The organism is Pseudoalteromonas rubra, assembly GCF_005887115.1.
Classification (GTDB): Bacteria; Pseudomonadota; Gammaproteobacteria; order Enterobacterales; family Alteromonadaceae; genus Pseudoalteromonas; species Pseudoalteromonas rubra_F.
Genome location: NZ_PNCJ01000015.1, coordinates 191,580 through 217,965, shown reverse-complemented (window position 1 = coordinate 217,965; position 26,386 = coordinate 191,580). Strand labels below are relative to the sequence as shown.

At 48.6% G+C, this 26,386-nt stretch carries 18 protein-coding genes and 2 CRISPR repeat arrays; of the genes, 17 read left to right on the top strand and 1 reads right to left on the bottom strand.

Translation table 11 applies throughout. The features are described from left to right. Nucleotides 1-41 precede the first annotated feature (41 nt). Nucleotides 42-896, top strand: coding sequence for an SDR family oxidoreductase (locus CWB98_RS11580; RefSeq protein ID WP_138545025.1), 855 nt, complete (start codon nucleotides 42-44; stop codon nucleotides 894-896). Nucleotides 897-904: 8 nt separating this feature from the next. Here the strand turns inward: CWB98_RS11580 and CWB98_RS11575 are convergent, their stop codons facing one another. Beyond that, nucleotides 905-2,098, bottom strand: a complete 1,194-nt coding sequence (locus tag CWB98_RS11575; protein ID WP_138545024.1) for a GGDEF domain-containing protein — start codon at nucleotides 2,096-2,098, stop codon at nucleotides 905-907. Nucleotides 2,099-2,430: 332 nt separating this feature from the next. On the opposite strand from CWB98_RS11575, the gene CWB98_RS11570 reads away from it, so the two are divergent. The 16 genes from CWB98_RS11570 (at nucleotide 2,431) to CWB98_RS11495 (ending at nucleotide 26,193) form a co-directional block, all read left to right on the top strand. Then, nucleotides 2,431-3,162 (top strand): hypothetical protein, encoded by a 732-nt coding sequence (locus CWB98_RS11570; protein ID WP_138545023.1) that lies wholly within the window; start codon nucleotides 2,431-2,433, stop codon nucleotides 3,160-3,162. Between the two features lie 110 nt (nucleotides 3,163-3,272). Next, a complete protein-coding gene (locus CWB98_RS11565) occupies nucleotides 3,273-4,265 on the top strand; it encodes an LNS2 domain-containing protein (protein WP_249364668.1) in 993 nt (330 codons plus the stop codon). Between the two features lie 426 nt (nucleotides 4,266-4,691). Beyond that, nucleotides 4,692-5,378: a hypothetical protein gene (locus CWB98_RS11560; RefSeq protein ID WP_138545022.1), complete on the top strand. Its 687-nt coding sequence runs from the start codon at nucleotides 4,692-4,694 to the stop codon at nucleotides 5,376-5,378. Nucleotides 5,379-5,583: 205 nt separating this feature from the next. Then, nucleotides 5,584-6,261, top strand: coding sequence for a porin (locus tag CWB98_RS11555; protein WP_138545021.1), 678 nt, complete (start codon nucleotides 5,584-5,586; stop codon nucleotides 6,259-6,261). 145 nt (nucleotides 6,262-6,406) lie between these two features. Continuing rightward, nucleotides 6,407-6,661, top strand: a complete 255-nt coding sequence (locus CWB98_RS11550; RefSeq protein WP_054013689.1) for a hypothetical protein — start codon at nucleotides 6,407-6,409, stop codon at nucleotides 6,659-6,661. Nucleotides 6,662-6,670: 9 nt separating this feature from the next. Beyond that, on the top strand, nucleotides 6,671-7,105 hold the full coding sequence (locus CWB98_RS11545; RefSeq protein ID WP_138545020.1) for a hypothetical protein: 435 nt from the start codon (nucleotides 6,671-6,673) through the stop codon (nucleotides 7,103-7,105). 255 nt (nucleotides 7,106-7,360) lie between these two features. Then, a CRISPR array of direct repeats spans nucleotides 7,361-8,640; the repeat unit is 32 nt; unit sequence GTCGCGTCCTTCACGGGCGCGTGGATTGAAAC. 422 nt (nucleotides 8,641-9,062) lie between these two features. Beyond that, nucleotides 9,063-11,546, top strand: coding sequence for a CRISPR-associated helicase Cas3' (gene cas3, locus CWB98_RS11540; RefSeq protein WP_138545019.1), 2,484 nt, complete (start codon nucleotides 9,063-9,065; stop codon nucleotides 11,544-11,546). A gap of 32 nt (nucleotides 11,547-11,578) precedes the next feature. Then, nucleotides 11,579-12,283: a type I-C CRISPR-associated protein Cas5c gene (gene cas5c / locus CWB98_RS11535; RefSeq protein ID WP_138545018.1), complete on the top strand. Its 705-nt coding sequence runs from the start codon at nucleotides 11,579-11,581 to the stop codon at nucleotides 12,281-12,283. After that, on the top strand, nucleotides 12,280-14,244 hold the full coding sequence (gene cas8c, locus CWB98_RS11530; RefSeq protein WP_138545017.1) for a type I-C CRISPR-associated protein Cas8c/Csd1: 1,965 nt from the start codon (nucleotides 12,280-12,282) through the stop codon (nucleotides 14,242-14,244). Before cas5c ends, cas8c begins: the two co-directional genes overlap by 4 nt. Nucleotides 14,245-14,262: 18 nt before the next feature. Next, on the top strand, nucleotides 14,263-15,132 hold the full coding sequence (cas7c, locus tag CWB98_RS11525; RefSeq protein WP_138545016.1) for a type I-C CRISPR-associated protein Cas7/Csd2: 870 nt from the start codon (nucleotides 14,263-14,265) through the stop codon (nucleotides 15,130-15,132). Between the two features lie 2 nt (nucleotides 15,133-15,134). Then, on the top strand, nucleotides 15,135-15,770 hold the full coding sequence (gene cas4 / locus CWB98_RS11520; RefSeq protein WP_138545015.1) for a CRISPR-associated protein Cas4: 636 nt from the start codon (nucleotides 15,135-15,137) through the stop codon (nucleotides 15,768-15,770). Continuing rightward, the gene (gene cas1c / locus CWB98_RS11515; RefSeq protein WP_138545014.1) at nucleotides 15,767-16,798 is read left to right on the top strand and encodes a type I-C CRISPR-associated endonuclease Cas1c; all 1,032 of its coding nucleotides are present in this window, start codon (nucleotides 15,767-15,769) and stop codon (nucleotides 16,796-16,798) included. The genes cas4 and cas1c overlap by 4 nt, the downstream gene beginning before the upstream one ends. A gap of 11 nt (nucleotides 16,799-16,809) precedes the next feature. Next, nucleotides 16,810-17,103, top strand: coding sequence for a CRISPR-associated endonuclease Cas2 (gene cas2 / locus CWB98_RS11510; protein ID WP_138545013.1), 294 nt, complete (start codon nucleotides 16,810-16,812; stop codon nucleotides 17,101-17,103). A gap of 195 nt (nucleotides 17,104-17,298) precedes the next feature. Further along, a CRISPR array of direct repeats spans nucleotides 17,299-19,959; the repeat unit is 32 nt; unit sequence GTCGCGTCCTGCACGGGCGCGTGGATTGAAAC. A 238-nt stretch (nucleotides 19,960-20,197) separates the two neighbouring features. After that, the gene (locus tag CWB98_RS11505; protein ID WP_171045634.1) at nucleotides 20,198-22,258 is read left to right on the top strand and encodes a M13 family metallopeptidase; all 2,061 of its coding nucleotides are present in this window, start codon (nucleotides 20,198-20,200) and stop codon (nucleotides 22,256-22,258) included. 221 nt (nucleotides 22,259-22,479) lie between these two features. Then, nucleotides 22,480-23,868 (top strand): pentapeptide repeat-containing protein, encoded by a 1,389-nt coding sequence (locus CWB98_RS11500; protein ID WP_138545011.1) that lies wholly within the window; start codon nucleotides 22,480-22,482, stop codon nucleotides 23,866-23,868. Between the two features lie 264 nt (nucleotides 23,869-24,132). Beyond that, nucleotides 24,133-26,193 (top strand): M13 family metallopeptidase, encoded by a 2,061-nt coding sequence (locus CWB98_RS11495; protein ID WP_138545010.1) that lies wholly within the window; start codon nucleotides 24,133-24,135, stop codon nucleotides 26,191-26,193. Nucleotides 26,194-26,386: the final 193 nt, after the last annotated feature.

Below are 26,386 nucleotides of genomic sequence, written 5' to 3'. Positions count from 1 at the left end.
ATAAGCCCATCGACAGTAATCACACTAAGTGGAGATAAAATATGATTGCAGTAACAGGAGCAAATGGGCAGTTGGGTCGTCAGGTAATCGATGCATTATTGAAGCGTGTAGCGGCTTCGCAGATTGTTGCCTTAGTACGCACACCAGAGCAGGCAGATGATTTGGCCCAGCTGGGGGTTGAACTCAGACATGCTGACTATGACAAGCCAGAAACCCTAGATAATGCACTTGAAGGTGTAAGTAAGTTATTACTTATATCCGGTAATATGATTGGCGAGCGAGTACGACAGCACAAAGCCGTCATTAGCGCAGCGCAGCAAGCGGGTGTCACTTTGCTGGCTTACACCAGTATTTTACATGCCGATAGGTCGCCTTTGCTGCTGAGTGAAGAGCATAAAGTCACCGAGCAGCTAATCACACAGTCGGGCTTGCCCTATGTGCTGCTGCGCAACGGTTGGTACAACGAAAATTACAGCGACGGGATTGCCGGTAGTCTTGCCGCCGGAGCCATCACAGGTGCCATGCATGAAGGGCGTATTGCCAGCGCAGCCCGCGCAGATTACGCAGAAGCGGCGGCTGTGGTACTGACGGAGCCCGGTCATGCAGGTAAAACTTATGAACTGGCGGGCGATCAGAGCTTTTCTTTGCAGACGCTGGCTGAGCAGGTGGCAGAACTCAGTGGTAAAATCTTGCTAACCAATTTTGTCTCTGAGCAGCAGTATGCTGAGTTTCTGACTCAGGTAGGCGTACCGGCCGGGTTTGCTGCACTGCTTGCTGATGCAGAAATCCAGGCCAATAGGGGATGGCTGAATGAGCAAAGTGGCACACTGAGTACCTTAATTGGCCGACCAACCACGCCTATGCGTGAGAGCCTGACACAGCAGCTTACTGCCTGATCAGCCCGTTACGGCTGTTCTTCTAATAAACTGAGCGACATGCTGGCGACTTTTACACAGTTTCGTCCAGCATGTTTGGCTTCGTACAGAGCACTGTCGGCCTGGTTTTGTGTCGTTTCGAACCCTTGTTGACTGATCTCCCGGCTGCAAGCTATGCCAACACTGATGGTCAACGGGGTATCATCTAGCCCAAGTGTCAGGCTTTGCTGTGCAAAGGCGTGCTGCAGTTTATTTGCGCAGGTTACAGCCATGTCTGGTTGCATATCAAATAGCACCAGGCAAAACTCTTCGCCACCCCAGCGTGCTAACAGATCGGCACTGCGAAACTGCTTTTTAAGTACCTCGGCAATGCAGCGAATGGCACGGTCGCCACTTTGATGCCCATACAGATCATTGACGCGCTTGAAGTGGTCCATATCTATCATCATGACGGTGAGGGAATCGCACTTTCTTTTACTTAGGGGCAATAGTTCATTTAATTGCCTGGCAAGCCCACGACGATTCAACAGGCCGGTCAGCAGGTCATGATTGGCCGCAAACTCCAGTTGCTTTACGAAGCGCCCTGCACTGAGCAGCAGCAAGATAGGGGCGCCTGCCAGGATCCCTAGTAGTGCCGCAACCCAAGTGTATCCGGCTACCCAGTTAAAAGCCTCGCCAATCTGTGGCAGGTTCCCCAGTGCACCTTGTAGCGTGTATAACACAGTAAATGATACTTCCAGCAATACCACGCCTGCGGTTATTTGTGCAGCCAGAAACTCGTTTTTGTCTTGCCGCGCATGTTTGTAAAGTACCCAGGCGTAATGACACCGTACGGCTATCAGCCAGATACCAATGATCGTAATGCGTAGCTCTCGTTCAGGGTAAACTGTGGCGGTCAGCCAGGAAGCAAGCAAAACCGGTAAAATAAGCGCGGCAATTTTCCGTTTTGATGGGGTACGCTGAACAAATTGCCAGGTGCCTATCAGCCAGGCAGAGTGACCTAATATAAGAAAACTATTGAAGGTTAAAACCCGCCACTGCACGTCGAGGTTTTGCATACTCAGCTGAGCTAAATAAGCGAATGAAAGTAGCAACATGGCCAGCGACCAGAATCGAGTGCCGGATATAGTCTGAGTCATTTTGGAAATTACAAATAGCACTGTTGCACCCGCAAGTGATGCAATCCATAGCGACAACATCAATGTAAGATCATGAACCTGCATTAAATCGACCTATTGTTCTTCTACTAGCTGCCCGTGCCTTTGAGGTTAGTTTTGTAGCGCGAGCCAGGGATCTTCAAGATTCAAGCATAGCATTGTCATACTCAGATGAGCAGATATTGTTCGAATTACAGCCTTTTATCAACATATTGAGGCTACCTTCATTCTGGGTAATGTAAACAAAGGTAAATAATGTTTCTCTTTTAACATATTGATATTAGATTATTTATATCTCGGACGAGTGCAGATGGGCGGTGTCTCAATTAATCTCACTTGATAAAAAATGGCAGAGCAATTAATGTTCCCATAAGTACTTTATTTGTTAATTTTTTGATATGTTGAAAGTGTTCACTTACATATTGATGGGCGTCTTTACGTGGTCGTCACTCGCTTTATTGCTGTTTTATGGCAATGTAAGCGCATACTTCGATGCGCAAGAGGTGTCGGGCGAACAGGTGAGTGCCTCTTTTAATGTATCCGAGTTGCAGCAGGCGATGACCCATGAACCTGAGTTGATGGCTTCGGGTCTGCAAACTAGTTCGGTCCGACTACCGCAGCATGAATTACAGAGCACCTATTACACTATCAACAAAGAGTCTCAACACGCCAGAGCCTTCTTTAAATCAGGTACTACGGTACCTTATGAGCTGCATAACGAAGCCTACCTTGAATTAGATGTCAAAAGTATTCGTGAGTTGGATATGGGTGATAGCTTTGAGTTTCTGATCCCTCAGACTCAGGAAAAAGTGTGCGCAGAAATCGTTGAGGTAACATTAAACGAACGAGAAAAACGCTTGATCGGGCAGGTAAGTAAGCAGCCGGACGACCACTATCAGGTGCACCTGACTCTGACGGATGAGGTGATTTATGGCCAAATCCAGCTGCCCAGTGGCAACTACGTTTTTGAGTCCTACGAGCAGTATGCCTGGGTGGCTGCAAAACGAAATATTCACTCGACTCCGACTCGGGTAAAAGGGCTGGCAGCCCAAAGCCTGGCACCCAAAACAAGTGGTGCAGACCATGTCGCGAAACCACTAAAACCTCAAACCGTTCCCACCAGTTTATGATCTTGATCACACCTTGTTGTTAATTTGTTTGTTAATGTGAAAAGTTTGCGTTAATAAAAATGTAATCTAGAGTATATATTCTTGCCTCGAATTTAACGACGGGAGTATGTATGAAGTTATCAAGGTTGACTCATATCACAGCTAAAACGGTTGCCGCTGTAGCCATTGCATGGTCTGTTGGTGCGCAGGCGCTGCCACAATGTCCAGATCCAAGCTGGATTGAGCAAAATTATGCCAAACCTGAGGTACCCAGTGCCGGGTATCGCAATGGTCTTAATCGGTTTATTACCTGGCTGCCAAGCTTTCATATGGTCCATGACGAGGTTGTGGCTGAGGGTCATAGTGTCAAAGTGACTGCAAAGTTTGATTATGGCGCGATTGCACACAAAGATCTGGAATTTGAAACTGTGCGCTTTTACCTGCGCGGACAACAAGACAGTGACTGGCACTATCTGGGTGATGCTGTGACCAACAGTGATGGCAAAGCCAGCGTCACTTTACCGGCCATGAATGCAGGTCAGTACCGTATTTATGCCGCTGTCCCTGCTGATGGAACCGGTGCCGAAGGGTTTGTGACTGTGGTTCAGCCAAACACACCCGCCGTGCTTTTTGATATTGATGGCACCTTGACCGAATCAGACGCTGAGCAAATAGGCGACTACACCGGCATTGATCGTGCCGATCAAAAAGAAGGTGCTTACACTCTGGTACGTCGTTATCTGGACTTGGGGTACCAGCCTGTCTATCTGACCGCTCGTGTCTACTGGTATGCCAAAGGAACACGCGACTGGCTAAACTGGATGGGCCTGCCAAGGGGCTTCCTACGCACTTCACTCAGTAATGAAACCAGCTTATTTAGAACGGCTGAGTATAAAATTGAGCAGATCCAACAGCTACAATCACAGGGCCTGAACATAGTGCGGGCGTACGGTAACGCAAAAACCGATGCTGAAGCATTTATCCGTGCTGGCCTGGGTGCACAGAACAGCTTCACAATTGGCCCGGATGCCGGACATTACGGCACCACGGCGATTACCAATAATAACTATTATTCACATATTACCAATGAGGTAGATACCTACCCGGCTGCACAATGTGAGTAACATGTTAGCTGCGGGGCTTATGCGAGAGTAAGCCCCCGAACCCTTCAAAATTGAGTAATACCAATTTGCTTAATTAAGTGTCCTATTTTGAAGCGAGAGGATGTGGTCGATAACACCGCTCCCGCGTCCTGCAATCGCAGCGGCACTTATATCCATACAGGCGAGGCGAAAATCTGCCAACTCATACCTTAGAGACAAGTTCTAAACGAGAAATTTCTAATCTCGTTAGTGTCTTATTTGTTCCTCCAAATTGAACGGGAATTAGGTGAAATTGGTAATGTATAATCCCCAATTAGCCTGTTTCTTATACATTTATTGCGGTGAGTCTATACATTTTAAAACAAATATCTATAATGCCGCATCGATATTAGGGTCAATACAGGCCCGGTAGTCAGTATTTTTTGAGATAGAATTATAAGGAATACAATGAAGCAGTTATCTCTTGTGGCTGGATTGGCCACGCTTTTGGCAGGTGCACCTGCTGCGGCTCACACTATTAACTTTGATAAAGTAGAGGTGGGTTATAAACGTTTTAGTGATAGCGATGATGATGAGGGTGGTTATGATGCGTTTACCGGTGTAAACGTGGCAGCAAGTAAACGCTTTGATAACTATTATGTTGAAGGTCGTTATTACAGTGTCAGTGATTCATATAGCTTTGGTAATATCGATTCTCAATATGCTAGCGCTTACACCTTCCGTGAAACGCTTGAACTAGAAATTAACCAGTTTACACTTGGCGCGGGCTACATTCACGAACTAGATGAGCACTCATTATTAGATGTGAGTTTTCACGTTGGCCGATTGTCACTGAAAGGTAAAGCCGAAGTGGTTGAAAAAACACCATCTGGGTATTTTCGGCAAAACAGCTCTGGGTCTATTGGCGAAAACATCTATCGCCTGCGCGGCCAATATCAGACTCGCGTGATGAACGATATTGAACTCAGAGCCGGCCTGGGTTTGGAAAGAGTGAGTGACGAAGACAGCGATACCGAAGCGTTGTTCTTTGTTGGTGCAGGCTATCACTTTAACAGTATGTTCTCTGTGCATACCGAATATCGCCACATTGATGACTACAACACCTTAGACGTCAACTTTAGATACAGCTTCTAATCGCGTATTGAGTTATAAGCACAAGGCCAGTAATTTCGACTGGCCTCACAGTAACCCATTTCGACTGTCCCTAACAATTTCCCCAATCTGTATACATTGTCAGATGACACATCTATAATCCCGCGCGATTTTGCGCGCTAACAGGTAACGATGATCAGCTGATGGCGCGACTAATTTTTAAGGTACATATTTAAAAAGGATAAATATGAAGCAGTTACCTATTGTGGCAGGTATGATCTCTGCGCTTGTAGGCGCACCAACCATGGCACACAGCATCAATTTCGATAAAGTTGAAGTGGGTTATAAACGCTTTAGCATCGACGGTAGTGCCGCGGAAAGTTATGATACATTTACCGGTGTAAATCTGGCAGCAAGTAAACGCTTTGAGCACTATTATGTTGAGGGGCGTTACTACAGTGTAAGTGAAACAGATAATGACAGTCGTCAATATGGCGACTATCGCTCTGTTAAATCTAGCTTCGAGCTGGATATTAGCCAGTTTACATTTGGCCTGGGTTACGTCCACGAATTGGACGAGGCCTCATTGGTTGATGTGAGCTTTCACCTTGGCCAGGTAGATCTGAAAAGTAAGCTCCACGTCACGGAGTCATACCGAACAAGCGATTATCAGTATAGTAACTCTGATTCTGATGATGTCACCATCTATCGCTTGCGTGGTCAATATCAGACACGTTTGCTGGAAAATATTGAATTAAAAGCAGGACTTGGCTACGAAAAAACCGACGAAGAAGGCAGTAATAGTGAGCCGCTTTTCTTTGTTGGTGCAGGCTACCACTTTAGCGACATGTTCTCGATAAATGCAGAATACCGCGATGTTGATGACTACAATACGCTGGACATTAACTTTAGATACAGTTTCTAACCGCGTATTAAAGTATAAGCAGAGGGCCGGTCATTTGACTGGCCTTTTTTGTCCTTCATAATTACGTACTCAACCTTGTTTTAATTGCACCCCCTTACTTATTCCACTAATATTGGAAGAAATCCGGAAATTTTTTGGAGTAATTATGGCAGACAGTAAAAAAACTGAAGTACGCTTTTCCGTCGATGCAGATTATTTGGCTCAGTTACAGCAGCGTTTAGGGTTAAAAAAATCCAGCGATCTGACCAAAGTAGCACTGACTTTACTAGATTGGGCCTCAGACGAGGTGGTTCATGACAGAGCCATTTTATCTGCAGATAAGCAAGGAAAAGATGTACATAGATTAGTGATGCCTGAACTCAATAACATCAGCAAATCAAAGCCGAGCGCACAACATTAGGTAAACAGGATGACGGGGAACGCACAGGACAGCGACCAAAACAACACTCAGACACCATGGCAAAACCTGGACTTAAGCATAGCCAGGGATTCATCACCCATGGAAGCCCCGGTATCCGATCCAGAACCACTCACGGGCAAAGAAAAAGCCGGTGTAAACCTCACTTGGGGGATCATCGCGGTCTTAATCGGTTTTCTGCTCATTATTCTCAGTATTTTTGTCTGGGGCGAAATCCGCTTTTTTAACGCCATCACCGCCAACCCAAACAACACATTAACCGCCGAACAAATGCAGGCCAAACTTGAGCTGCTCGCCACCCAGCGCGCCACCTTCCGCGCCTTCTGGTTCGACACTCTCCAGTTGATCATTCTCAACGTACTCTTCCCAACCCTCACCGCACTACTGGGGTATGTATTCGGCACCAGCAGGAACAATGGGGGGTAAAGAACGGCCCGGTTCCTTGGTTAATATGTTTGCCATTATCTATATTTTATTGCTAAAAAACCTGAAAAAGTGAAATGGAGCGCTAGTCCTTAGTTCTCATAAAAAACCTGAGAGGTTAGCGCTCTTATATGTTCTTTAAAAATAAGGATATTTTTACAGCTACTTAGTTTGGTGATGGTTTTATATGCTATTTCCACAGAGGTTAGCGCAAAACCTGAACTTTTGTTAAGCTGGTTGCGCCTTAACTATAAGGCTGTCGCGTCCTTCACGGGCGCGTGGATTGAAACTGCACAGGACTTGTTCAGACCGTACTACAAGCATGTCGCGTCCTTCACGGGCGCGTGGATTGAAACATTTGCTGGCGTGGGAGCGGGATATTACGCCGCTGTCGCGTCCTTCACGGGCGCGTGGATTGAAACTTGGTTTCTGAGATGGCCTTTTGAATAGCTCTAACGTCGCGTCCTTCACGGGCGCGTGGATTGAAACATCAGTATTAACCACAGACGACGCATTACAATCGTCGCGTCCTTCACGGGCGCGTGGATTGAAACTTGATTTGGCCTGCGATTGCAGGTGTAGGGGGGGTCGCGTCCTTCACGGGCGCGTGGATTGAAACAGCAGGGACAACATGAGGGACTATAAATGTCTGGTCGCGTCCTTCACGGGCGCGTGGATTGAAACATAATACAGCTGCTGGAAAAACTGCTCTATATCGTCGCGTCCTTCACGGGCGCGTGGATTGAAACGGTCGATTGTCTGCTGGCGGCGGTCTATTCACGGGTCGCGTCCTTCACGGGCGCGTGGATTGAAACTCCAGCATTTTATATATATTTTCATTACCGGAGGTCGCGTCCTTCACGGGCGCGTGGATTGAAACTTCGCGTATTCCAAGACGGTGACGTTGCAGTAAGGTCGCGTCCTTCACGGGCGCGTGGATTGAAACGTATCAGGGTTGCTTTTGCTTGTTGAAACGGTTGGTCGCGTCCTTCACGGGCGCGTGGATTGAAACATGATGTTGAATTTCTTTTTGGGACAGGCATAACGTCGCGTCCTTCACGGGCGCGTGGATTGAAACTCATATATCCCCAGCTGCTCGTTCCAGACGACAGGTCGCATCCTTCACGGGCGCGTGGATTGAAACCGCCTCGTCGGTATTAGACGTCAGTCCGCTGGCGGTCGCGTCCTTCACGGGCGCGTGGATTGAAACAAGAGCCACAACCCGGGTTGTTAGATTGGATATGGTTGCGTCCTTCACGGGCGCGTGGATTGAAACACTCCACCAAGTAAGCTAAACATAGACGGCCTCAAGTCGCGTCCTTCACGGGCGCGTGGATTGAAACTGAATTAAATGCATCACTCCTTGATGCAATAGGGTCGCGTCCTTCACGGGCGCGTGGATTGAAACCCCGAAATGGCGCAAGGGATATTGAAAAACTACGTCGCGTCCTTCACGGGCGCGTGGATTGAAACAATATGCCAGCGTCTGAAATGGGCCGTATGGCTGTTGCGTCTTTCACGGGCGCGTGGATTGAAACTTTTAGAAACCTTGGGCCTGTTGTTCAAGATAATCGAGATTGCTATTTGGGCGGTTCTGAACGTAGCAACTGTTCAGCCAATGACCACACAGTGCCAAGCGTTATTAAGATCAGGCCAGCAATAAAAATAGTCAAACTTATTAGCAGAGTAAAAATAGCCGCCAGAATCGGCGCACCTAACATAGCACTAAGCCAGTCGTTTTGTACGGTAAGGTAAGCCCAACAGCATAACAAACACCAAGGGAACAAAGTGCCAGGCTCCAACAAGCTTGTGACCCAGCTATCCAGTTTGATTAGAAACTTTCCAAGTGCCATCGCCATTGTTTTAGATCACATTTTAATTTAAAAATTTATTCATTTAATTTACATTCTTGTCTGCATAGGCAAAATAAACAATAAATTAAGCGCTAAAAAGGAGTTTTATGCCATTCATTGCCCACCCCGCAGCAACAGGAAGTGAACATCAAAGCGTCCTTACTCATTTACGCGAAGTTAAAGTACTGGCTGAAGCCCTTGCCGAAAAATTTGGTTATGCGCAAGCAGGTGCCTTGATTGGTCTGTTACACGACTTTGGTAAGTATAGCGCTGCTTTTCAGGGTTATATGGACGATATTATTACCTTAAAGCAGGCTCATGCTAACCCCGATCTGGATGAGGATATTGAATCCCTGGCAAGAACGGTGAAGGGACAAAAAGGCACAATCAATCACTCCACCGCGGGTGCGCAATGGTTGGTTGACCACTTGATGCAGATTGCCCCTGTGATTTTTAAAGAAGACAGTTCATTGAGCCAGTACTGCATGGTCGTTGTGCAGGGGCTGGCTTTATGTATTGTGTCTCACCACAGTGGGTTGATCAATTGCCTGGCCGAACCAAGTGGTGGTTTGCGGAATAGGTTAGATCAAGGGGAAGAAGCTACGCACCTTAATGAATGTACTCAAAATGCGAACCCTGAAGTACTGAACGAAGCCCGCAAGCTGGCCGGTTATGACTTTTTAAAATCGGCCGCACAGGCGCTTAAAACCAGTCTTAGCCCTTATCGTTCAAACAAAACAGAGCATGACTTTTATCTGGGCATATTTGTTAAACTGTGGTTTAGCTGCTTAATTGATGCAGACAGAACAAACAGCGCCGACTTTGAAACACCCGGCAATGAACCCACACGCAATACACAAGCAGACTGGCATATGGCTTGTGCGCTTTTGGAGTCAAAAATTGCTGGATTTGATACAGAGGGTATTAACCAGATCCGCGCGGCTATCTCAGCTAATTGCCAACAAAAGGCGTTAGGTCAGCAAGGCATATACAGCCTTACCGTGCCGACGGGGGGAGGAAAAAACCTCGCCAGTCTCAGGTTTGCCTTACACCATGCTAAACAACACCAGCTCGACCGTATAATTTATGTGATCCCTTACACCTCAATTATTGAGCAAAATGCTCAGGCAGTGAGGGACGTCTTTGGTGATGAGCTGGGTGAGCAATGGGTGCTTGAACATCATTCAAATCTGGAGCCCGAAGTGCAAACCTGGCGCACCAAACTGGCCTGCGAGAACTGGGATAAACCCATTGTGTTTACCACTATGGTGCAGTTTCTTGAGAGCCTGTTTGGTGGCGGCACACGTGGCGTAAGACGTTTGCACCAGCTGAGCAAGGCGGTGCTGATCTTCGATGAGATCCAAACCTTACCGATTAATTGTGTTCATCTGTTTAATAACGCCGTGAACTTTTTGACCCGGCATTGCCATACCACAGCCGTGATGTGCACCGCGACACAGCCACTACTGAACAAACTACCCGAGCGGGTAAGGCCGCGGGGTGAGCTGGCACTCACAGGTGACAATGAGCTGACTCCGGATATTTCAAAGCTCTATCAGGCACTGGAGCGTGTTACGGTTCGCAACCTTGTGCGGCCTCGGGGCTGGGATGAAAGTGAACTCACAGCGCTTATCGCACAGCAGCTTGAATCTAATACCAGTTGCCTGGTTATTGTGAATACCAAACACTGGGCTAAAGCCTTGTATCACGCACTCAATGAACACTTAGCCTGGCCGGATGGTATTTTTCATCTCAGCACAGATATGTGCGCGGCGCACCGCAAAGCAAAACTTGACGAAATAAGGTCGCGCCTGGATGACGGCTTGCCCACCTTGTGCCTGTCAACCGCGCTAATCGAAGCCGGCGTTGACGTTGATTTTAATACCGTAGTGCGATTTTTGGCGGGCCTGGATTCCATTGCCCAGGCAGCCGGGCGTTGTAACCGCCATGGCAGACAACAAGGCATGGGCGAAGTCTTGGTGGTGAATCCGCACAAAGAAAACCTCAATATGCTGACGGATATCAAACAGGGCGTTGCAGCAACAAAGTACATCCTGGATGCGGATGACTTTGATGAGGCCAAGCTGCTGTCGCCCGAATACACCACACGTTACTTCGATAAATACTTTTATGAGCGCTGCGATGAAATGGGTTACCCGACAGGCACGCATGGATTGACCCAAGGCCAAAGCCAGTTGGTTGACTTGCTCAGCAGCAACGAAAAGAACATTGAAAAGTCGCCTATTGCGATCAGGCAGGCATTTATGGTTGCGGGTAAAGCGTTTAAGGCAATCAACGCGCCCACGCAGGGGGTGATAGTCCCGTATGACAATACAGCCAAAACGCTGATCAGCGCGCTGCTGGCGCTCGATAAACGCTTCGATGCGGCGCAGTACCGTAAATTGTTACAACAGGCACAAAAGTACAGTGTGAATGTGTTTACCCACAAGTTAAAGCAGTTGCTGGATAGTGAGGCGGCCTACCCGATAGCAGAGGATGAGCCGGTGTACTACCTGCGGGATGAGCATTACAGCAGCGAGTTTGGATTGAGTTTAGAAATCTGTGGTGAGCAGGAAGGTTTAGTCCTCTAGCGCAACATGGAAAAACGGAACAAGGAGATAGAATGAAAAACAGTATCAGTTTTCGCTTATGGGGGCGGCACGCGTTGTTTTCCGATCCCATTACCCGGGTGGGTGGCGAAAAGTGTTCTTACCATATCCCCACCTACGAGGCCATTAAGGGCGTACTAAAGTCCATTTACTGGAAGCCCACGCTGGTCTGGCATGTTGATAAGGTACGGGTAATTAAGCCCCTGAGAACACAAACCCGGGGCACCAAGCCACTGAACTGGGGTGGTGGTAACAGTCTGGCCTATTACACGTTTTTGCACGACGTTGAATACCAGGTTCTGGCCCACTTTGAATGGAATGAACACCGTCCTGAGCTTGCTCAGGATCGTGTTGATGGTAAACACTTTGCCATTGCTAAGCGGATGCTGAACAAAGGCGGACGCCAGGATATTTTTCTGGGAACTCGTGACTGCCAGGGCTATGTGGAACCTTGCGAGTTTGGCGAAGGCAAAGGCGCATTTGACGACACAGACGAACTGGGCTTTGGTCTGATGTTTCATGGCTTCGATTATCCGGATGAAACCGGCAAAGATGAATTACGAACCCGTTTTTGGCATGCCGTGATGAAAAACGGTGTGATCGATTACCCAACGCCCAAAGAATGCCCGGTAAATCGTTACGTGCGTGATATGAAGGCCAAAGCATTTGAGCTGGATAACAATATGCAACCAGTGGCGAGTACGGAGGAAAGCCTATGAGCTGGCTTGCAAAACTATACAACACCTACGAGCAGGCACAGCAAAGATTTGCCGATGCGCCGCTGGATGAGCAGATCATGCCCATCAGCCACACACCGCAAACGGCCCATATTCATGTGCGTCTGAACGGAGAAGGAGAGTTTTTAGGAGCAGAAGTTGACAAGCAGATACTGGTTTTGCCTGCAACAGAAAAGTCAGCCGGAAGAGCTAGTGGCCTAGCAGCTCATGCTTTGGCAGATAAAATCCAGTATGTCGCAGGTGACTATGAAGCGTTTGGCGGTATTAAAAAACCAGGATTCGATTTATACCTGACCCAGCTTAAAACTTGGGCAGACTCGGAATTTTGTAAACCCCCCTTACAAGCGATATTGCGTTATGTAGAAAAAAGAACGCTGGTTGCTGATTTAGTAGAGCAGGGCGTATTGCATGCGCAAGACGGCGTGCTCCTGACTGAGTGGTCAGGGGAGGGCGACACTCCTGCATTACTCAAACTGCTGCCAAAGCAGCAGGGAAAAATTGACCAAGGCGCTGCGCTGGTTTGCTGGAGTGTCGAGCAACCGGACGAGCTGCAAAGTAAAACCTGGCTGGATCCTGAATTGCAACAAAGCTGGATTGCGTTTGATGCACAAAACGGCGGCAACGCAGCACTGTGTATGGTGACTGGCGAGGAGTTACCTGCGTCTGATAATCATCCTGCTAAGCTCAGGCACAGCGGCGACAAGGCCAAACTGATCTCTTCAAATGATAGCAGTGGCTATACCTACAGAGGACGCTTTAGCAGCGGACAGGAAGCCAGTTCGGTCAGTTTTGAAGCCACCCAGAAAGCGCACAATGCGCTGCGCTGGTTACTGGCAAGGCAGGGTCACAGAACCGGTGAACAGGTTTATTTGGCCTGGGCGATATCAGGTAAAGCCGTACCGGACCCGGCTGAACAGGACTGGTTAAACTGGCAGACAGCCAAACCTGAAGTAGATCACACCGTGGACCTGGGTGAGCGTTATGCCAATAACCTGAACCATTACTTTAATGGCCTGACAGGGCCTGAGCAGCTCGATAAAAACGAGCAAATTGCCATGATAGGGATTGATTCAGCAACCCCCGGACGCATGGGGATCTTGTACTATCGAGAAACGGTGGCGGAAGATTTTCTTGCCCGGCTAAAACAATGGCAGCTGGACTTAGGCTGGTGGCAGCGGGTTAAGCTGGATGACAAAAACAGCGGCTGGCGGATCTGTGCCCCGTCGTTATACAGGACACTCGATGCCACTTATGGGGATGTGCTGAAATCCTCTGAAAGCCTGAAGAAAAACCTGGTGGCCCGACTCTACCCCTGCATTGTCGAAGGGAACCCAATCCCCAGAGACATTATGAACAATGCATTTCATCGCGCAGTTAATCGGGTGGCTTATAAGAACGATCAGAACTGGCTGTGGGCGCAAAACCTGGGGGTCGCCTGTGCGCTGATCCGGGCTTACTACAAGCGTACAAAAATCAAATCTGAACAAAAGGATTACGAGATGGCACTTCAAGAAGACTACAAATCACGCGACTACTTATTTGGTCGCTTGCTGGCAGTGGCCAACAAGATTGAACAAATTGCATTGTCGATAGGCGACAGCAAGCGAATGACCACAGCAGAGCGATATATGAACCGCTTTGTGAATAAACCCAGTTCAACCTGGCTGACCATAGTATCGGCTTTGGTGCCCTATCAGCAGCGTATTTTTGCTCATTATGGTGAATCGTTCGAACGGGCATACACACTCAAGCTGGCGCAAATTACAGATTTATTTGCTGAGGTTGAGCATTACAACTCAGACAAAAAACTATCGCCGGAATTCTTGCTTGGTTTTCATAGTCAGATGATGTGGCTGGAGCAGCACTCGCCAGTAAAAGGTCAGTGGCAGCCCAAAGCAACCAACAAAACCGAACCATCCTCACCACAAACCGAATCAGTTTAATTTTAAAAGGAATGAACCATGAGCTTAACCAACAAAATTGACTTTGCCCTGATCTTTACCGTTAAAAATGCTAATCCCAACGGCGATCCGCTGAATGGCAACCGCCCAAGAACGGACTACGATGGTTTTGGTGAGATCACCGACGTGTGCCTTAAACGCAAAATTCGCGACCGTTTACAAGAAGCGGGTGAAAGTATCTTTGTTCAGTCGGACGAAAAGAAATCCGACGGTATGCCGAGCCTGAGAAGCCGCGCTGAATCAGACGAATTTGGGGTAGGCAAAGACACCTTTAACAGCAAAAAAACGTCGGTCGATACCGCGGCTAAAATTTGCTGCGAAAAGTGGCTGGACGTGCGCGCGTTTGGACAGGTCTTTGCTTACAAAGGCAGTGGCAGCGATGGTGTATCCATTCCGGTGCGTGGTCCGGTGACGATACAAAGTGCATTCAGCCTGGAGCCGGTGAGTATTTCCAGTACCCAGATCACCAAAAGTGTGAGCGGTGAAGGCGATGGTAAAAAGAAAAGCTCAGATACCATGGGCATGAAGCACCGGGTTGATAACGCAACGTATGTTGCCTTTGGTGCGATGACGCCTCAGTTAGCTGAAAAAACCGGCTTCAGTGATGACGATGCCGACAAGCTAAAGGCTGTGTTACCTCGCCTGTTTGAAGGCGATGCCTCCTCGGCACGCCCGGAAGGCTCTATGGCCGTTTCTCACCTTATCTGGTGGCAGCATAACAGTAAGTCGGGCCAGTATTCTTCTGCCAAAGTACACCAGACACTGCGCAGCCATATTGAACATGGTGAATCGCTTGATACGTCGGCACTGAACGACGCCTTGCTCAGTGCACTGGAAGGGTTAGAGCCGCAAGTGATCGAAGGGTTTTGATCATGCACTCGGACGTAGCTGATCGTCGCTCAGTGGCGATCTCTGCGTTGCAGCACTATCTATTTTGCCCCCGGCAATGTGCGCTGATCCACTTGGAACAGGTATGGCAGGAAAATTTTCTGACGGCCCATGGCCGTCAGTTACATGAGCGAGTAGATAGTGGTGCGCCGGAGTCGCGCAAAGGCGTGCGGTTTGAGCGGGGTATCACCGTGAATGCGCCCAAGCTTGGCTTGCATGGTCAGCTCGATTTGCTGGAGTATCACACCACAAGTAGTACCTACTTGCCGGTTGAGTATAAGCGGGGCAAACCCAAAGCCACCAATGTGGATAAAGTGCAGTTGTGTGCTCAGGCACTTTGCCTGGAAGAAATGATGGCGACTCAGGTAGAAGTGGGCGCGTTGTGGTACTGGCAAACGCGTAAACGTTTAGAAGTTGAAATTGATGCCGCATTGCGCACTCAGACCCTGGCATTGCTTGAGCAAATCCAAAACCTGTTCAGGCAAGGCCGAACACCCCAACCCGAGTATGGCAAACACTGTAAAGCCTGCTCTTTGTATGAATTATGCCAGCCCAAGCTGATGCAAGGGGACAGATCAAGTGCCTATGTATCGGCCATGTTCAACCTGGATGAAAAATGAAGAAACTCCAAAACAGTCTGTATATCACCAAAGAGGGTGTTTATTTGCATAAACAGCGAGAAACCCTGCTGATTGAGCAACGTACCGAAGGAGTCAAAGAAAAGCTGATGCAGCTCCCTATTCACTCTATTGGTAGTATTTTTTGCTTTGGTAATATTATGGTTTCTCCCCAGCTGTTGGGGTTTTGCGGTGAGAGCGGCACGCACCTGAGCTTTTTTGATATGCAGGGACGGTTTCTGGCAAATGTGGTGGGTAAACAAACCGGCAATGTGCTGCTGCGCCGCCAGCAATATCGGGTGGTCGATCAGGCATCGACTGAGATTGCCAGGCTGGTAGTCAGCGCGAAAGTGCGTTCAAGCCGTACTTTTTTACAGCGCCACCGTCGCAATCATGGCGACAGTGAAAAGCTGAATAAAGCCATCAATCGGCTCAGACAGATCTTAGAACAGCTGGAAGTACAGCTTGATTATGAGCAAGTGCTGGGCATGGAAGGGGAAGCCGCTGCACATTACTTTGCCGCTTTTGCTGATGTGATTAAAGCGAATCAAAATGGCAAGTTATTCAATGGCCGTAGCCGAAGGCCACCTAAAGATCCCGTTAATGCAGTGCTCTCGTTACTTTACTCAGTACTTGGGCAGGAAATAAGTGGCGCATTGCAAGGTGTTGGCCTGGACCCGCAAGTGGGGTTCTTACATAAGGAGCGACCGGGGCGCGATAGTCTGGCACTGGATCTGCTAGAAGAATTTCGGGCATCGCTGATAGATACCCTGGTGGTGACTTTATTCAACCGTGGACAGCTTTCAGAGTCTGACTTCACAACCGATAGCGTAGGTGGTGTAACGCTAAAAGATGAAGCCAGAAAGCGAGTTTTTCAGGCTTATCAGAGTAAAAAGCAAGAAGAGATCCGGCATGAGTTTTTACAGGAAAAAATTCAGTTGGGGTTACTACCGCACGTGCAGGCCATGCTGCTGGCTCGACATATTCGGGGCGACCTAGAGTGCTACCCGCCTTTTTACCTGAAAAAGTAAGGATATACACTATGATGGTATTGGTGACTTATGATGTTTCTTTTGAGAGCGAAGACGGACAAAAACGCTTACGTAACCTTGCCAAGGTGTGCCTGGATCATGGAGTTCGTGTACAGTACTCAGTATTTGAGTGCGAAGTAGACTCGGCGCAGTGGGTGAGCTTTAAGGCTAAACTATTAAAAATCTATGACCCACAAGTCGACAGTTTGAGATTCTATAAGTTAGGCAAAAACTGGCACAATAAAGTGGAACATCACGGCGCCAAAACGGCCATTGATATTTTTCGTGATCCACTCATTCTTTGATCCCCAATTTGAATACCTCAGCGCTAACCCCTGGTTCTCATAAAAACCCTGGAGGTTAGCGCTTATGTATGTTCTTTAAAAATAAGGCTATTTTAAATTACCGCCAGCTTGGCTGTGTGTTTGACAAAGATTTTTGTCGAGGTTAGCGCAAATCAAGCATTTTTGCTAAGCTGGCTGGGCCTTGGTAACAAGGCAGTCGCGTCCTGCACGGGCGCGTGGATTGAAACAGCATGTCAGCAGCAGTATTGGAGATGTCCGCGTCGCGTCCTGCACGGGCGCGTGGATTGAAACAACTCAGCAAAAAAGATCCTCAAAGAAATTTATAGTCGCGTCCTGCACGGGCGCGTGGATTGAAACCCGGTACCGGCGAAACCCGGAGCCTTTACGAACGTCGCGTCCTGCACGGGCGCGTGGATTGAAACAGCACAATCCAGTGGTCACGTGCCTGGGTCAGGGGTCGCGTCCTGCACGGGCGCGTGGATTGAAACGATTTTCTGTGGCACAGAGCGGTATTCTGCCAGGTCGCGTCCTGCACGGGCGCGTGGATTGAAACATTAGGCCTGCGGTGTTTATAGACACGCTTTGAGTCGCGTCCTGCACGGGCGCGTGGATTGAAACTTCGACTAGCTTTATGCAGTCTTGACGAGTTAGACGTCGCGTCCTGCACGGGCGCGTGGATTGAAACAACGGCGCTTTTTTGGCAAAAATGCCTAATGATGTCGCGTCCTGCACGGGCGCGTGGATTGAAACAATACCCAAACCTTACCACTCATGCTGAATGCAGTCGCGTCCTGCACGGGCGCGTGGATTGAAACACATGATGTATGTCTACCAAGCGCAAAACTTATAGTCGCGTCCTGCACGGGCGCGTGGATTGAAACCATTGGCGCGATGCTGACCAATCTAATCAGCAGTGTCGCGTCCTGCACGGGCGCGTGGATTGAAACCATGACGCCCTGGCTGATCGCCTGCTGGAGTTCGTCGCGTCCTGCACGGGCGCGTGGATTGAAACTGAGCCAGCAAAGCCACCCACGGCTGCGCCTATGGTCGCGTCCTGCACGGGCGCGTGGATTGAAACATGCACTTATGGCCCGACTTTGTACGTGAGGGTGTCGCGTCCTGCACGGGCGCGTGGATTGAAACATTACTAAAGCGTGTAAGATGGTAGTTGACTGGGTCGCGTCCTGCACGGGCGCGTGGATTGAAACACCCGTCGGCACAGCGTAAATCTCCCTTGGAAGGTCGCGTCCTGCACGGGCGCGTGGATTGAAACTAACTATGGGGGCTTAGCCCCCTTTCGAGGTTTTGTCGCGTCCTGCACGGGCGCGTGGATTGAAACACGAAAAAGAGAAATGACCAGAAAAAACAATGCGTCGCGTCCTGCACGGGCGCGTGGATTGAAACAGACAATCGAAAACTGGCCGGACGAGAGCATAAAGTCGCGTCCTGCACGGGCGCGTGGATTGAAACATCTTCCGGACGCATAAACAGCAAAACATGCCAAGTCGCGTCCTGCACGGGCGCGTGGATTGAAACGCCGAATAGATAAAGCGGCCTCTAAACGATTGACGTCGCGTCCTGCACGGGCGCGTGGATTGAAACCAGTTTCAGGGCTCGCCAAGTGTGACGGTGTATCGTCGCGTCCTGCACGGGCGCGTGGATTGAAACGCCTTTTTTCGATGCTCTCCATCCCTCTTAAAAGTCGCGTCCTGCACGGGCGCGTGGATTGAAACAGGCAGTGCTATCTGGATAAACACCGTGGAGTGGTCGCGTCCTGCACGGGCGCGTGGATTGAAACTGCGAAATCGTAAAGGGCTTTGGTAATGGCAAGCGTCGCGTCCTGCACGGGCGCGTGGATTGAAACACCATAGTTTGTTATTTCGATTTCAGCACCAGCGTCGCGTCCTGCACGGGCGCGTGGATTGAAACATCGCACCTCATGGATGACGGCGTTAGACCACAAGTCGCGTCCTGCACGGGCGCGTGGATTGAAACCGGCAACAAGCACATTAACCAAAATCAGCCAGCTGTCGCGTCCTGCACGGGCGCGTGGATTGAAACTGATTTAGGTTGCAGCGTCTGCTTTTTAGGTGGAGTCGCGTCCTGCACGGGCGCGTGGATTGAAACTCAGATGAGGATAAGCGGCATTACTCGCAATCCAGTCGCGTCCTGCACGGGCGCGTGGATTGAAACCACCACTCATGACCGTTTGCCTCCATGATTGATGGTCGCGTCCTGCACGGGCGCGTGGATTGAAACAAAGAAAAAACCAATGAGCAAGAAAGGTCCAATGGTCGCGTCCTGCACGGGCGCGTGGATTGAAACTGACAGGTCAACAAACTCTACGACCATTTCGTTGGTCGCGTCCTGCACGGGCGCGTGGATTGAAACCTCATAATACAGGCGTTGAAAAAACTGCTCTATGGTCGCGTCCTGCACGGGCGCGTGGATTGAAACACCCCGTTTTAAGCTGCTTTTTTAAAGTGATGCGTCGCGCCCTGCACGGGCGCGTGGATTGAAACCGAAGTAACAAAGCAGATGCTGAAAAAGCGATTAAGGTCGCGTCCTGCACGGGCGCGTGGATTGAAACAAATCCCAGGCGCATCATATTTTCTGGGGCGGTTGTCGCGTCCTGCACGGGCGCGTGGATTGAAACCTTTTGTGTGCATGGTTGAGTGGTTCGTTTATGAGTCGCGTCCTGCACGGGCGCGTGGATTGAAACCCCGCTCTGTACATCATTGGGCACATGCAAATTATGTCGCGTCCTGCACGGGCGCCTGGATTGAAACGATCAAGTGGGCGATTTGCCTACAGCAGTATAAGGGTCGCGTCCTACACGGACGCGTGGATTGAAACAGAGATGGAACGTCCGGCGCTTAGGGCTGGACACGTCGCGTCCTGCACGGGCGAATGGTTTGGTTTAGCTGCTGGTTCAACGGTGTTGCTGTTCATATTGCTAATATATTGATAGCAATGGAGTATTTTTTGTTAAACCATTATGCGGCAGAGAGGGGATCTGGCTTGCAATATGATTTGCGATACGACATAGTGCGGCCTTAAAAATATGAATAATAACAATATTAAGGATAGTAGGATGAAAAAGAGCGCGTTGGTGTTGTCTGTGTCGGCGGCGTTGGCCATGTTGGGGGGATGCTCTCAGCATGTGAACCCAAGTGATAATAGTGAGCATGCTCAGGTGCAACAAAGCCTTAAGTCTGGAGTTGAGTTACACAACTTTGACATGAGCGTCAGGCCACAGGACGACTTTTATCAGCACGTCAATGGTAAATGGTTAAACACGACAGAAATTCCGGCAGAACGCTCGTCGTGGGGCAGTTTTGACAAGCTGCGTTACGAGTCGGATGAAGCGGTTAAAGCGCTGATCCAGCAAGCGCAGCAACAACCGGGTGCTCAGGGGAGTAGTGAGCAAAAAATTGGTGACTTTTATGCCAGTTTTATGGATACACAACGCGTGGAACAGCTCGGGCTTAAACCGCTCAGTCCCCTGTTGGCTGAAATTGACGCTGTGCAGAGCTATGACCAGCTAAGCACATTAATTGGTAAACTGACAACACTCGGGGTAACTACGCCATTGATGGCGTTTGCTGTGCCAGATGGCAAAAACTCATCTTACAATGCGTTGTACCTTATGCAAGATGGTACGGGAATGCCAGCCAAAGAGCATTATCTTAGCGATGATGAAAAGACTGCTCAGATCCGCCACCAGTATCTTCAACATGTAACGACTCTGCTGCGTCTGAGCGGTGAGCCTCAGCCGCAAGCACGTGCTCAGGCTATACTTGAGCTGGAGACCAAAATGGCCGCAGTCAAGTTAAGCCGCTCTCAGTCACGTCAGCTCAGTCTTACTTACAATCCGCATACGCCCGAACAGTTGCAAGTTATGCTGGGAAAACTGAACTGGGAAAAAACCGCACAGGCTATGACGTTACCGGCAATGGATAAAGTGATCCTGATGCAACCAGACTTTGTTGCCGGGCTCGGTGAGTTATTTGGTCAGGTGTCGGTGCAGGAATGGCGGACTTATCTCAGGTTTCATACTCTCAATCACTTTGCACCACAACTGAGCGAGCCATTTGTCACAGCACACTTCGATTTTTACAAGCGCACGCTGCGCGGTGTTGAAAAGATGGAGCCTCGCTGGCAGCGGGGTGTGGGGCTTGTCAGCGACAATTTGGGCGAAGAGGTGGGCAAGTTGTATGTCGAAGCACATTTTTCACCTCAGGCAAAAGCAAAAATGGAAGAAATGGTCCGCAATCTAATGGCGGCCTATCGTGATAGCATTAATGAACTGACCTGGATGAGCGATGAGACCAAAGCCGCAGCGCAGGAAAAGCTGGCCAAAGTTCGCTACAAGATTGGTTACCCGGATGTCTGGCGTAGTTACAACTTTGAGATCCGCCGCGATGATCTGATTGGTAATGTCATGCGGGCCCATCAGTACAATTTTAAACATGAGATGGCACAAATCAATCAACCGGTTGACAGTCAGCAATGGGAAATGACGCCGCAAACAGTCAACGCTTACTATCATCCACTGAAAAATGAGATTGTTTTCCCTGCCGCGAGGTTACAGCCGCCATCGTTCGATTTGTCAGCTGACGACGCCGTTAATTACGGTGCGATTGGTTCTGTTATTGGTCATGAGTTGAGCCATGGGTTTGATGATCAGGGGGCTCAGTTTGACGGTGACGGGAACATTCGAAACTGGTGGGCAGAGCCCGACCTGGCTGAATTTAAAGCCCGTGGCGATGCATTGGTTGCGCAGTTTAATCGTTATCGTCCTTTTGAAGATGTTGCTATCGATGGACGTTTAACTCTGGGTGAAAACATCGGAGATCTGGGAGGCATCACATTGGCATACAAGGCCTATATGCTGTCTTTGCAGGGTAAAGAAAAAACGCTGCTTGATGGTTATACGCCAGAGCAACGTTTTTTTATTGGCTATGCGCAAAAATGGCGGACTAAAAAGCACGAAGTAGCGTTACGTCAACGCCTGGTAACGGATGTGCATGCTCCGGTAGCATTCCGCGCTAATGGTCCTTTATCTAACTTTACGCCTTTCTATGAGGCATTTGCTGTCAAAGAAGGCGATAAGCTTTATCGTCCACAAAGCGAGCGCGTTAAAATCTGGTAGCGCATCACTTCTTTGCAACAATCTAAACAACAACCGCAGGCAATGAGCCTGCGGTTGTTGTTTCAAGGTACCTGACAGCATATGAGGTGTGTATAGCCAAGGAATATGCCCTGCACTTACTTTATACAAAGGTAAAAGTAAACTCAGCTCTACCCAAAACCGACTATTCCATACCCCATCTAAATCAGTAATATGGTTCATATAAGCATTGCGAGGTAGATATGGAAAAGGAATTAGAGCGGGAGCAAATGAGCCAGGCAGATAAGGTCACAAAGCTTGAAGGTGACGATGCAATCCTGTTGTGGCTAAAAGGCAAAGACGCCTGGAATAATTGGATGAAAGACAACCCGGGAGCTGAAGTGAGCTTTGAGGGGGTGGATTTTGACTATGCTGCGCTAAAAAAACGTTTTCCGAATAACAAAGACTTAGAAGTATTAATTGCAAAACAGCCGGTTGAGCAACCGATTTTTAGCTTTGAGGGGTATAAATTTAGCGGTGTAGCAGACTTCGGCAAAGCAACTTTTAGAGGTACTGCGTACTTTCGCGAAGCGACTTTCGTTTTGGATGTGTGCTTTCGTGATGCAAGTTTCAGTAAAAAAGTAGACTTCCGAAGTGCTATTTTCTGCAAACCGGTGGATTTTGAAGGTGCAACCTTCGACGATGACGCAAGTTTTAGCTATTCAGTTTTCAACAGTATAGTGAACTTTCGTGAAGTAGCTTTTAACGGAAATGCGAACTTTGGGTGTGCAACTTTCAACTGTGGTGCTCTATTTAGGAAGGTAACCTTTGGTAGTAAGGTAAGTTTCTTGGCAACAAACATTTCAGAGGTTCTGGAATTTACGAGTTCTTTGTTTGAATCCAGTTTTGAATTCTCACCAGCTAAAGCTGAAAAGATAACCGTGCTTGACTTCACAGGGGCGTCCTTTGAAAAGCTATTCATTCTGTCTGGTTATTACAAATGTATCCCCGACCTTCGACAAACCAAAACAATTCACCATATAGATTTAAGCCAATTTATTATTAAGCCAAAAAGAGGTCTGGTTATAGGCTTAGGTTACACAAAGTACTTTATATCCGATGATGTAGAGCGCCTTTGTCGGTTAAAGGAAATTGCTTCATCCAACAAAGACCATAAAAGAATGTTAGCATTTAACGCGGATGAGCTTAGGCATAGCCGCTGGATTGAAGGCAACCCACTGAAGTATATTTTAAACCTGCTCTATAGCATTACTAGCAATTACGGACAAAGTGTTTTTAGACCAATGCTGCTATTGATCCTCTCAATCATAATGTTTGCGCATTTTACCTTTATTGAAGCAAAGCTATTAAAGAGTGAGCTTTCGACTGAAGTTATTGAGATACCTCTTGAACAAAATAGTGCTTCGCTTGTCGGTAGGCACTTGGATGAAAAGGCAGCACTCACTGTCTCGATAGCGACTGTGGCACCATTCATTTCTATATCAAAAGGGGCACGGGAAAGAGCACTCACAGAGCTTTTTGGTGACAAACTCCCCAGTAGTTATGATCTGTACAGCTACCTCCATGCATTTATGTCTTTCATTTTTATATTTTTAATCGGCCTTGGCCTGAGAAACCGGTTCAGAATTTAACTTATATTCTGGAACTAAACATTCTGGGACTAAACAAACCTCGCAACAGCGGGGTTTTTTTATGTTTAAGCAAAGGAGGCCCGGGTGCTTACCCTGTCTTTTTTGTAACATTTTTTCTGTTAGGTTTTTTCAACTTGCTGATATTAAATAAAAAAGATATTTGAAACGATAAATGCGTACATACAGAAACATCTTTGGCTTGTGTATTTTACGCTGCTGGGTGATATTTTTGCCCGCTAACACACAATAATAAGAGGGAAACGCATGAAAAAAACAACATTAGTGATTGCTATGGCAGCTGCGTTGGCGGCTCTGAGTGGGTGTTCATCACAAGGTGAGCACGGTACTCAGGTAGCAGCCTCGCAGAAGGTACAGTCGCTTAAATCGGGTATAGATCCAAGCCATTTCGATACGACTGTCAGGCCACAGGATGACTTTTTTCAGTATGTAAATGGTCGCTGGCTGGCGAACACGGATATTCCGGCGGATAAGGCGTCCTGGGGCAGCTTCGACCGGTTACGCTATGAGTCGGATGAGGCGGTAAAAACGTTGATCCATGAAGCGCAACAACAGTCGGGTAAAGCGGGCAGCAGTGAGCAGAAAATCGGTGACCTGTACGCAAGCTTTATGAATGAACAGGCGCTTGAGCAGCTTGGTCACAAACCACTGCAGCCGCTGCTGGAAGACATTGCCGCGATTGATTCGTACGATCAGCTCAGTACGCTGATGGGTAAACTACAAAGACATCATATTGCCATGCCTTTAGGTTTATTTGTGATACCAGATGGCAAAGACGCGCGCTTTAATGCCTTGTATGCGGCGCAGGATGGCATAGGTATGCCAGACAAAGACTATTACACTAAAGATGATGATAAATCAGTACAGCTAAGGGCCGACTATCAGAACATGGTTGTGACTATGTTACGTTTGATAGGAGAGCCAAACCCCGAAGCGCAGGCCAGGGCCGTGCTCGCTATTGAAACTAAGTTGGCTGATATCATGTGGAGCCGCACCAAAAGTCGTGAAATAAGCTTGATCTACAACCCCCATAGCGCTGCTGAGTTGGATTCAAAACTGGGCAAGCTTAACTGGAACAATGTATCAGCCGGGCTGGGCCTGCCAGCGCAAGATAAAATCATTGTTATGCAGCCAAGTTACTTCGAAGAATTAGGCGCGCTATTCGACCAAATCTCCCTGGCGGATTGGCAAACTTATCTGAAGTTTCACACAGTCAACAGTTTTGCAGAATTGCTGAGTGCGCCCTTTGCTGATGCCCGGTTTGCGTTTTACAGCGCAGCATTGCGAGGGGTGACGGAACAGCAACCAAGGTGGCAACGTGGTGTGGCCATGACCAACGGCATGTTGGGCGAAGAAGTTGGCAAGCTTTATGTGGCCAGGCACTTCTCTCCTGCGGCAAAGGCGCGTATGGAAACCTTGGTACAAAACCTGATTGCGGCGTACCGTGTGAGTATCGACAATCTGGACTGGATGACTGACGAAACCAAAGCCGCAGCTCAGGATAAGCTCACCAAAGTCAGCTACAAAATTGGTTATCCCGATCACTGGCGTAGTTACGATTTTGAAATCAAAGCAGACGATCTGGTTGGCAATGTGATCCGCGCCAGACAACATGAGGTGGACTACCACTTGGAGCAGATTGGCCAGCCTGTTGATCAGACTAAGTGGGAAATGACACCGCAAACAGTGAATGCCTATTATCACCCATTGAAGAACGAAATAGTGTTTCCTGCCGCGATATTGCAGCCGCCATTTTTTGATATGAGCGTGGATGATTCCGTCAATTACGGCGCCATTGGTGCGGTGATTGGGCATGAACTGGGACACGGGTTTGATGATCAGGGTGCGCAGTTTGATGGTGATGGCAATATTCGTAACTGGTGGCAGGACGCCGATCTGGACCAGTTTAAACAACGTACAGATGCTCTGGTTGCGCAGTTTGATAGCTATAAGCCGTTTGAAGATGCCGCAGTAAATGGGCGCATGACGCTGGGCGAGAACATTGGTGACTTAGGTGGTCTGACTGTGGCGTACAAAGCGTATCTGCTCTCACTGTCGGGCAAGGACAAAGAAATCATTGACGGGTATACGCCCGAGCAGCGCTTTTTTATTGGCTTTGCGCAAAGCTGGAGAACCAAAAAGCGTGAAGCGGCGGCGCGTCAGCGTTTGATCACGGATGTCCACTCTCCGGCGCAGTATCGAGCCAATGGTCCTTTATCTAACTTTACGCCTTTCTATGAGGCATTTGCTGTGAAAGAAGGCGATAAGCTTTTCCGACCACAAAGCGAGCGCGTTAAGATCTGGTAGTCAGTTGGCCCTAACTCGGTTGTTTCCCCGGGCAGCACAGCCGTGCTCGCCTGAGGGAATCACTGCCTAGCCTGGCTCTGTGCAGAGCTTATATCGCGATGGCCAAGTTCCCGATTCCGGTTGTGCTATCGGCATGAATAAAAACAGGGCGCCACTTAACGGGCGCCCTGTTTTTTATGTCGCGTATTGCTGA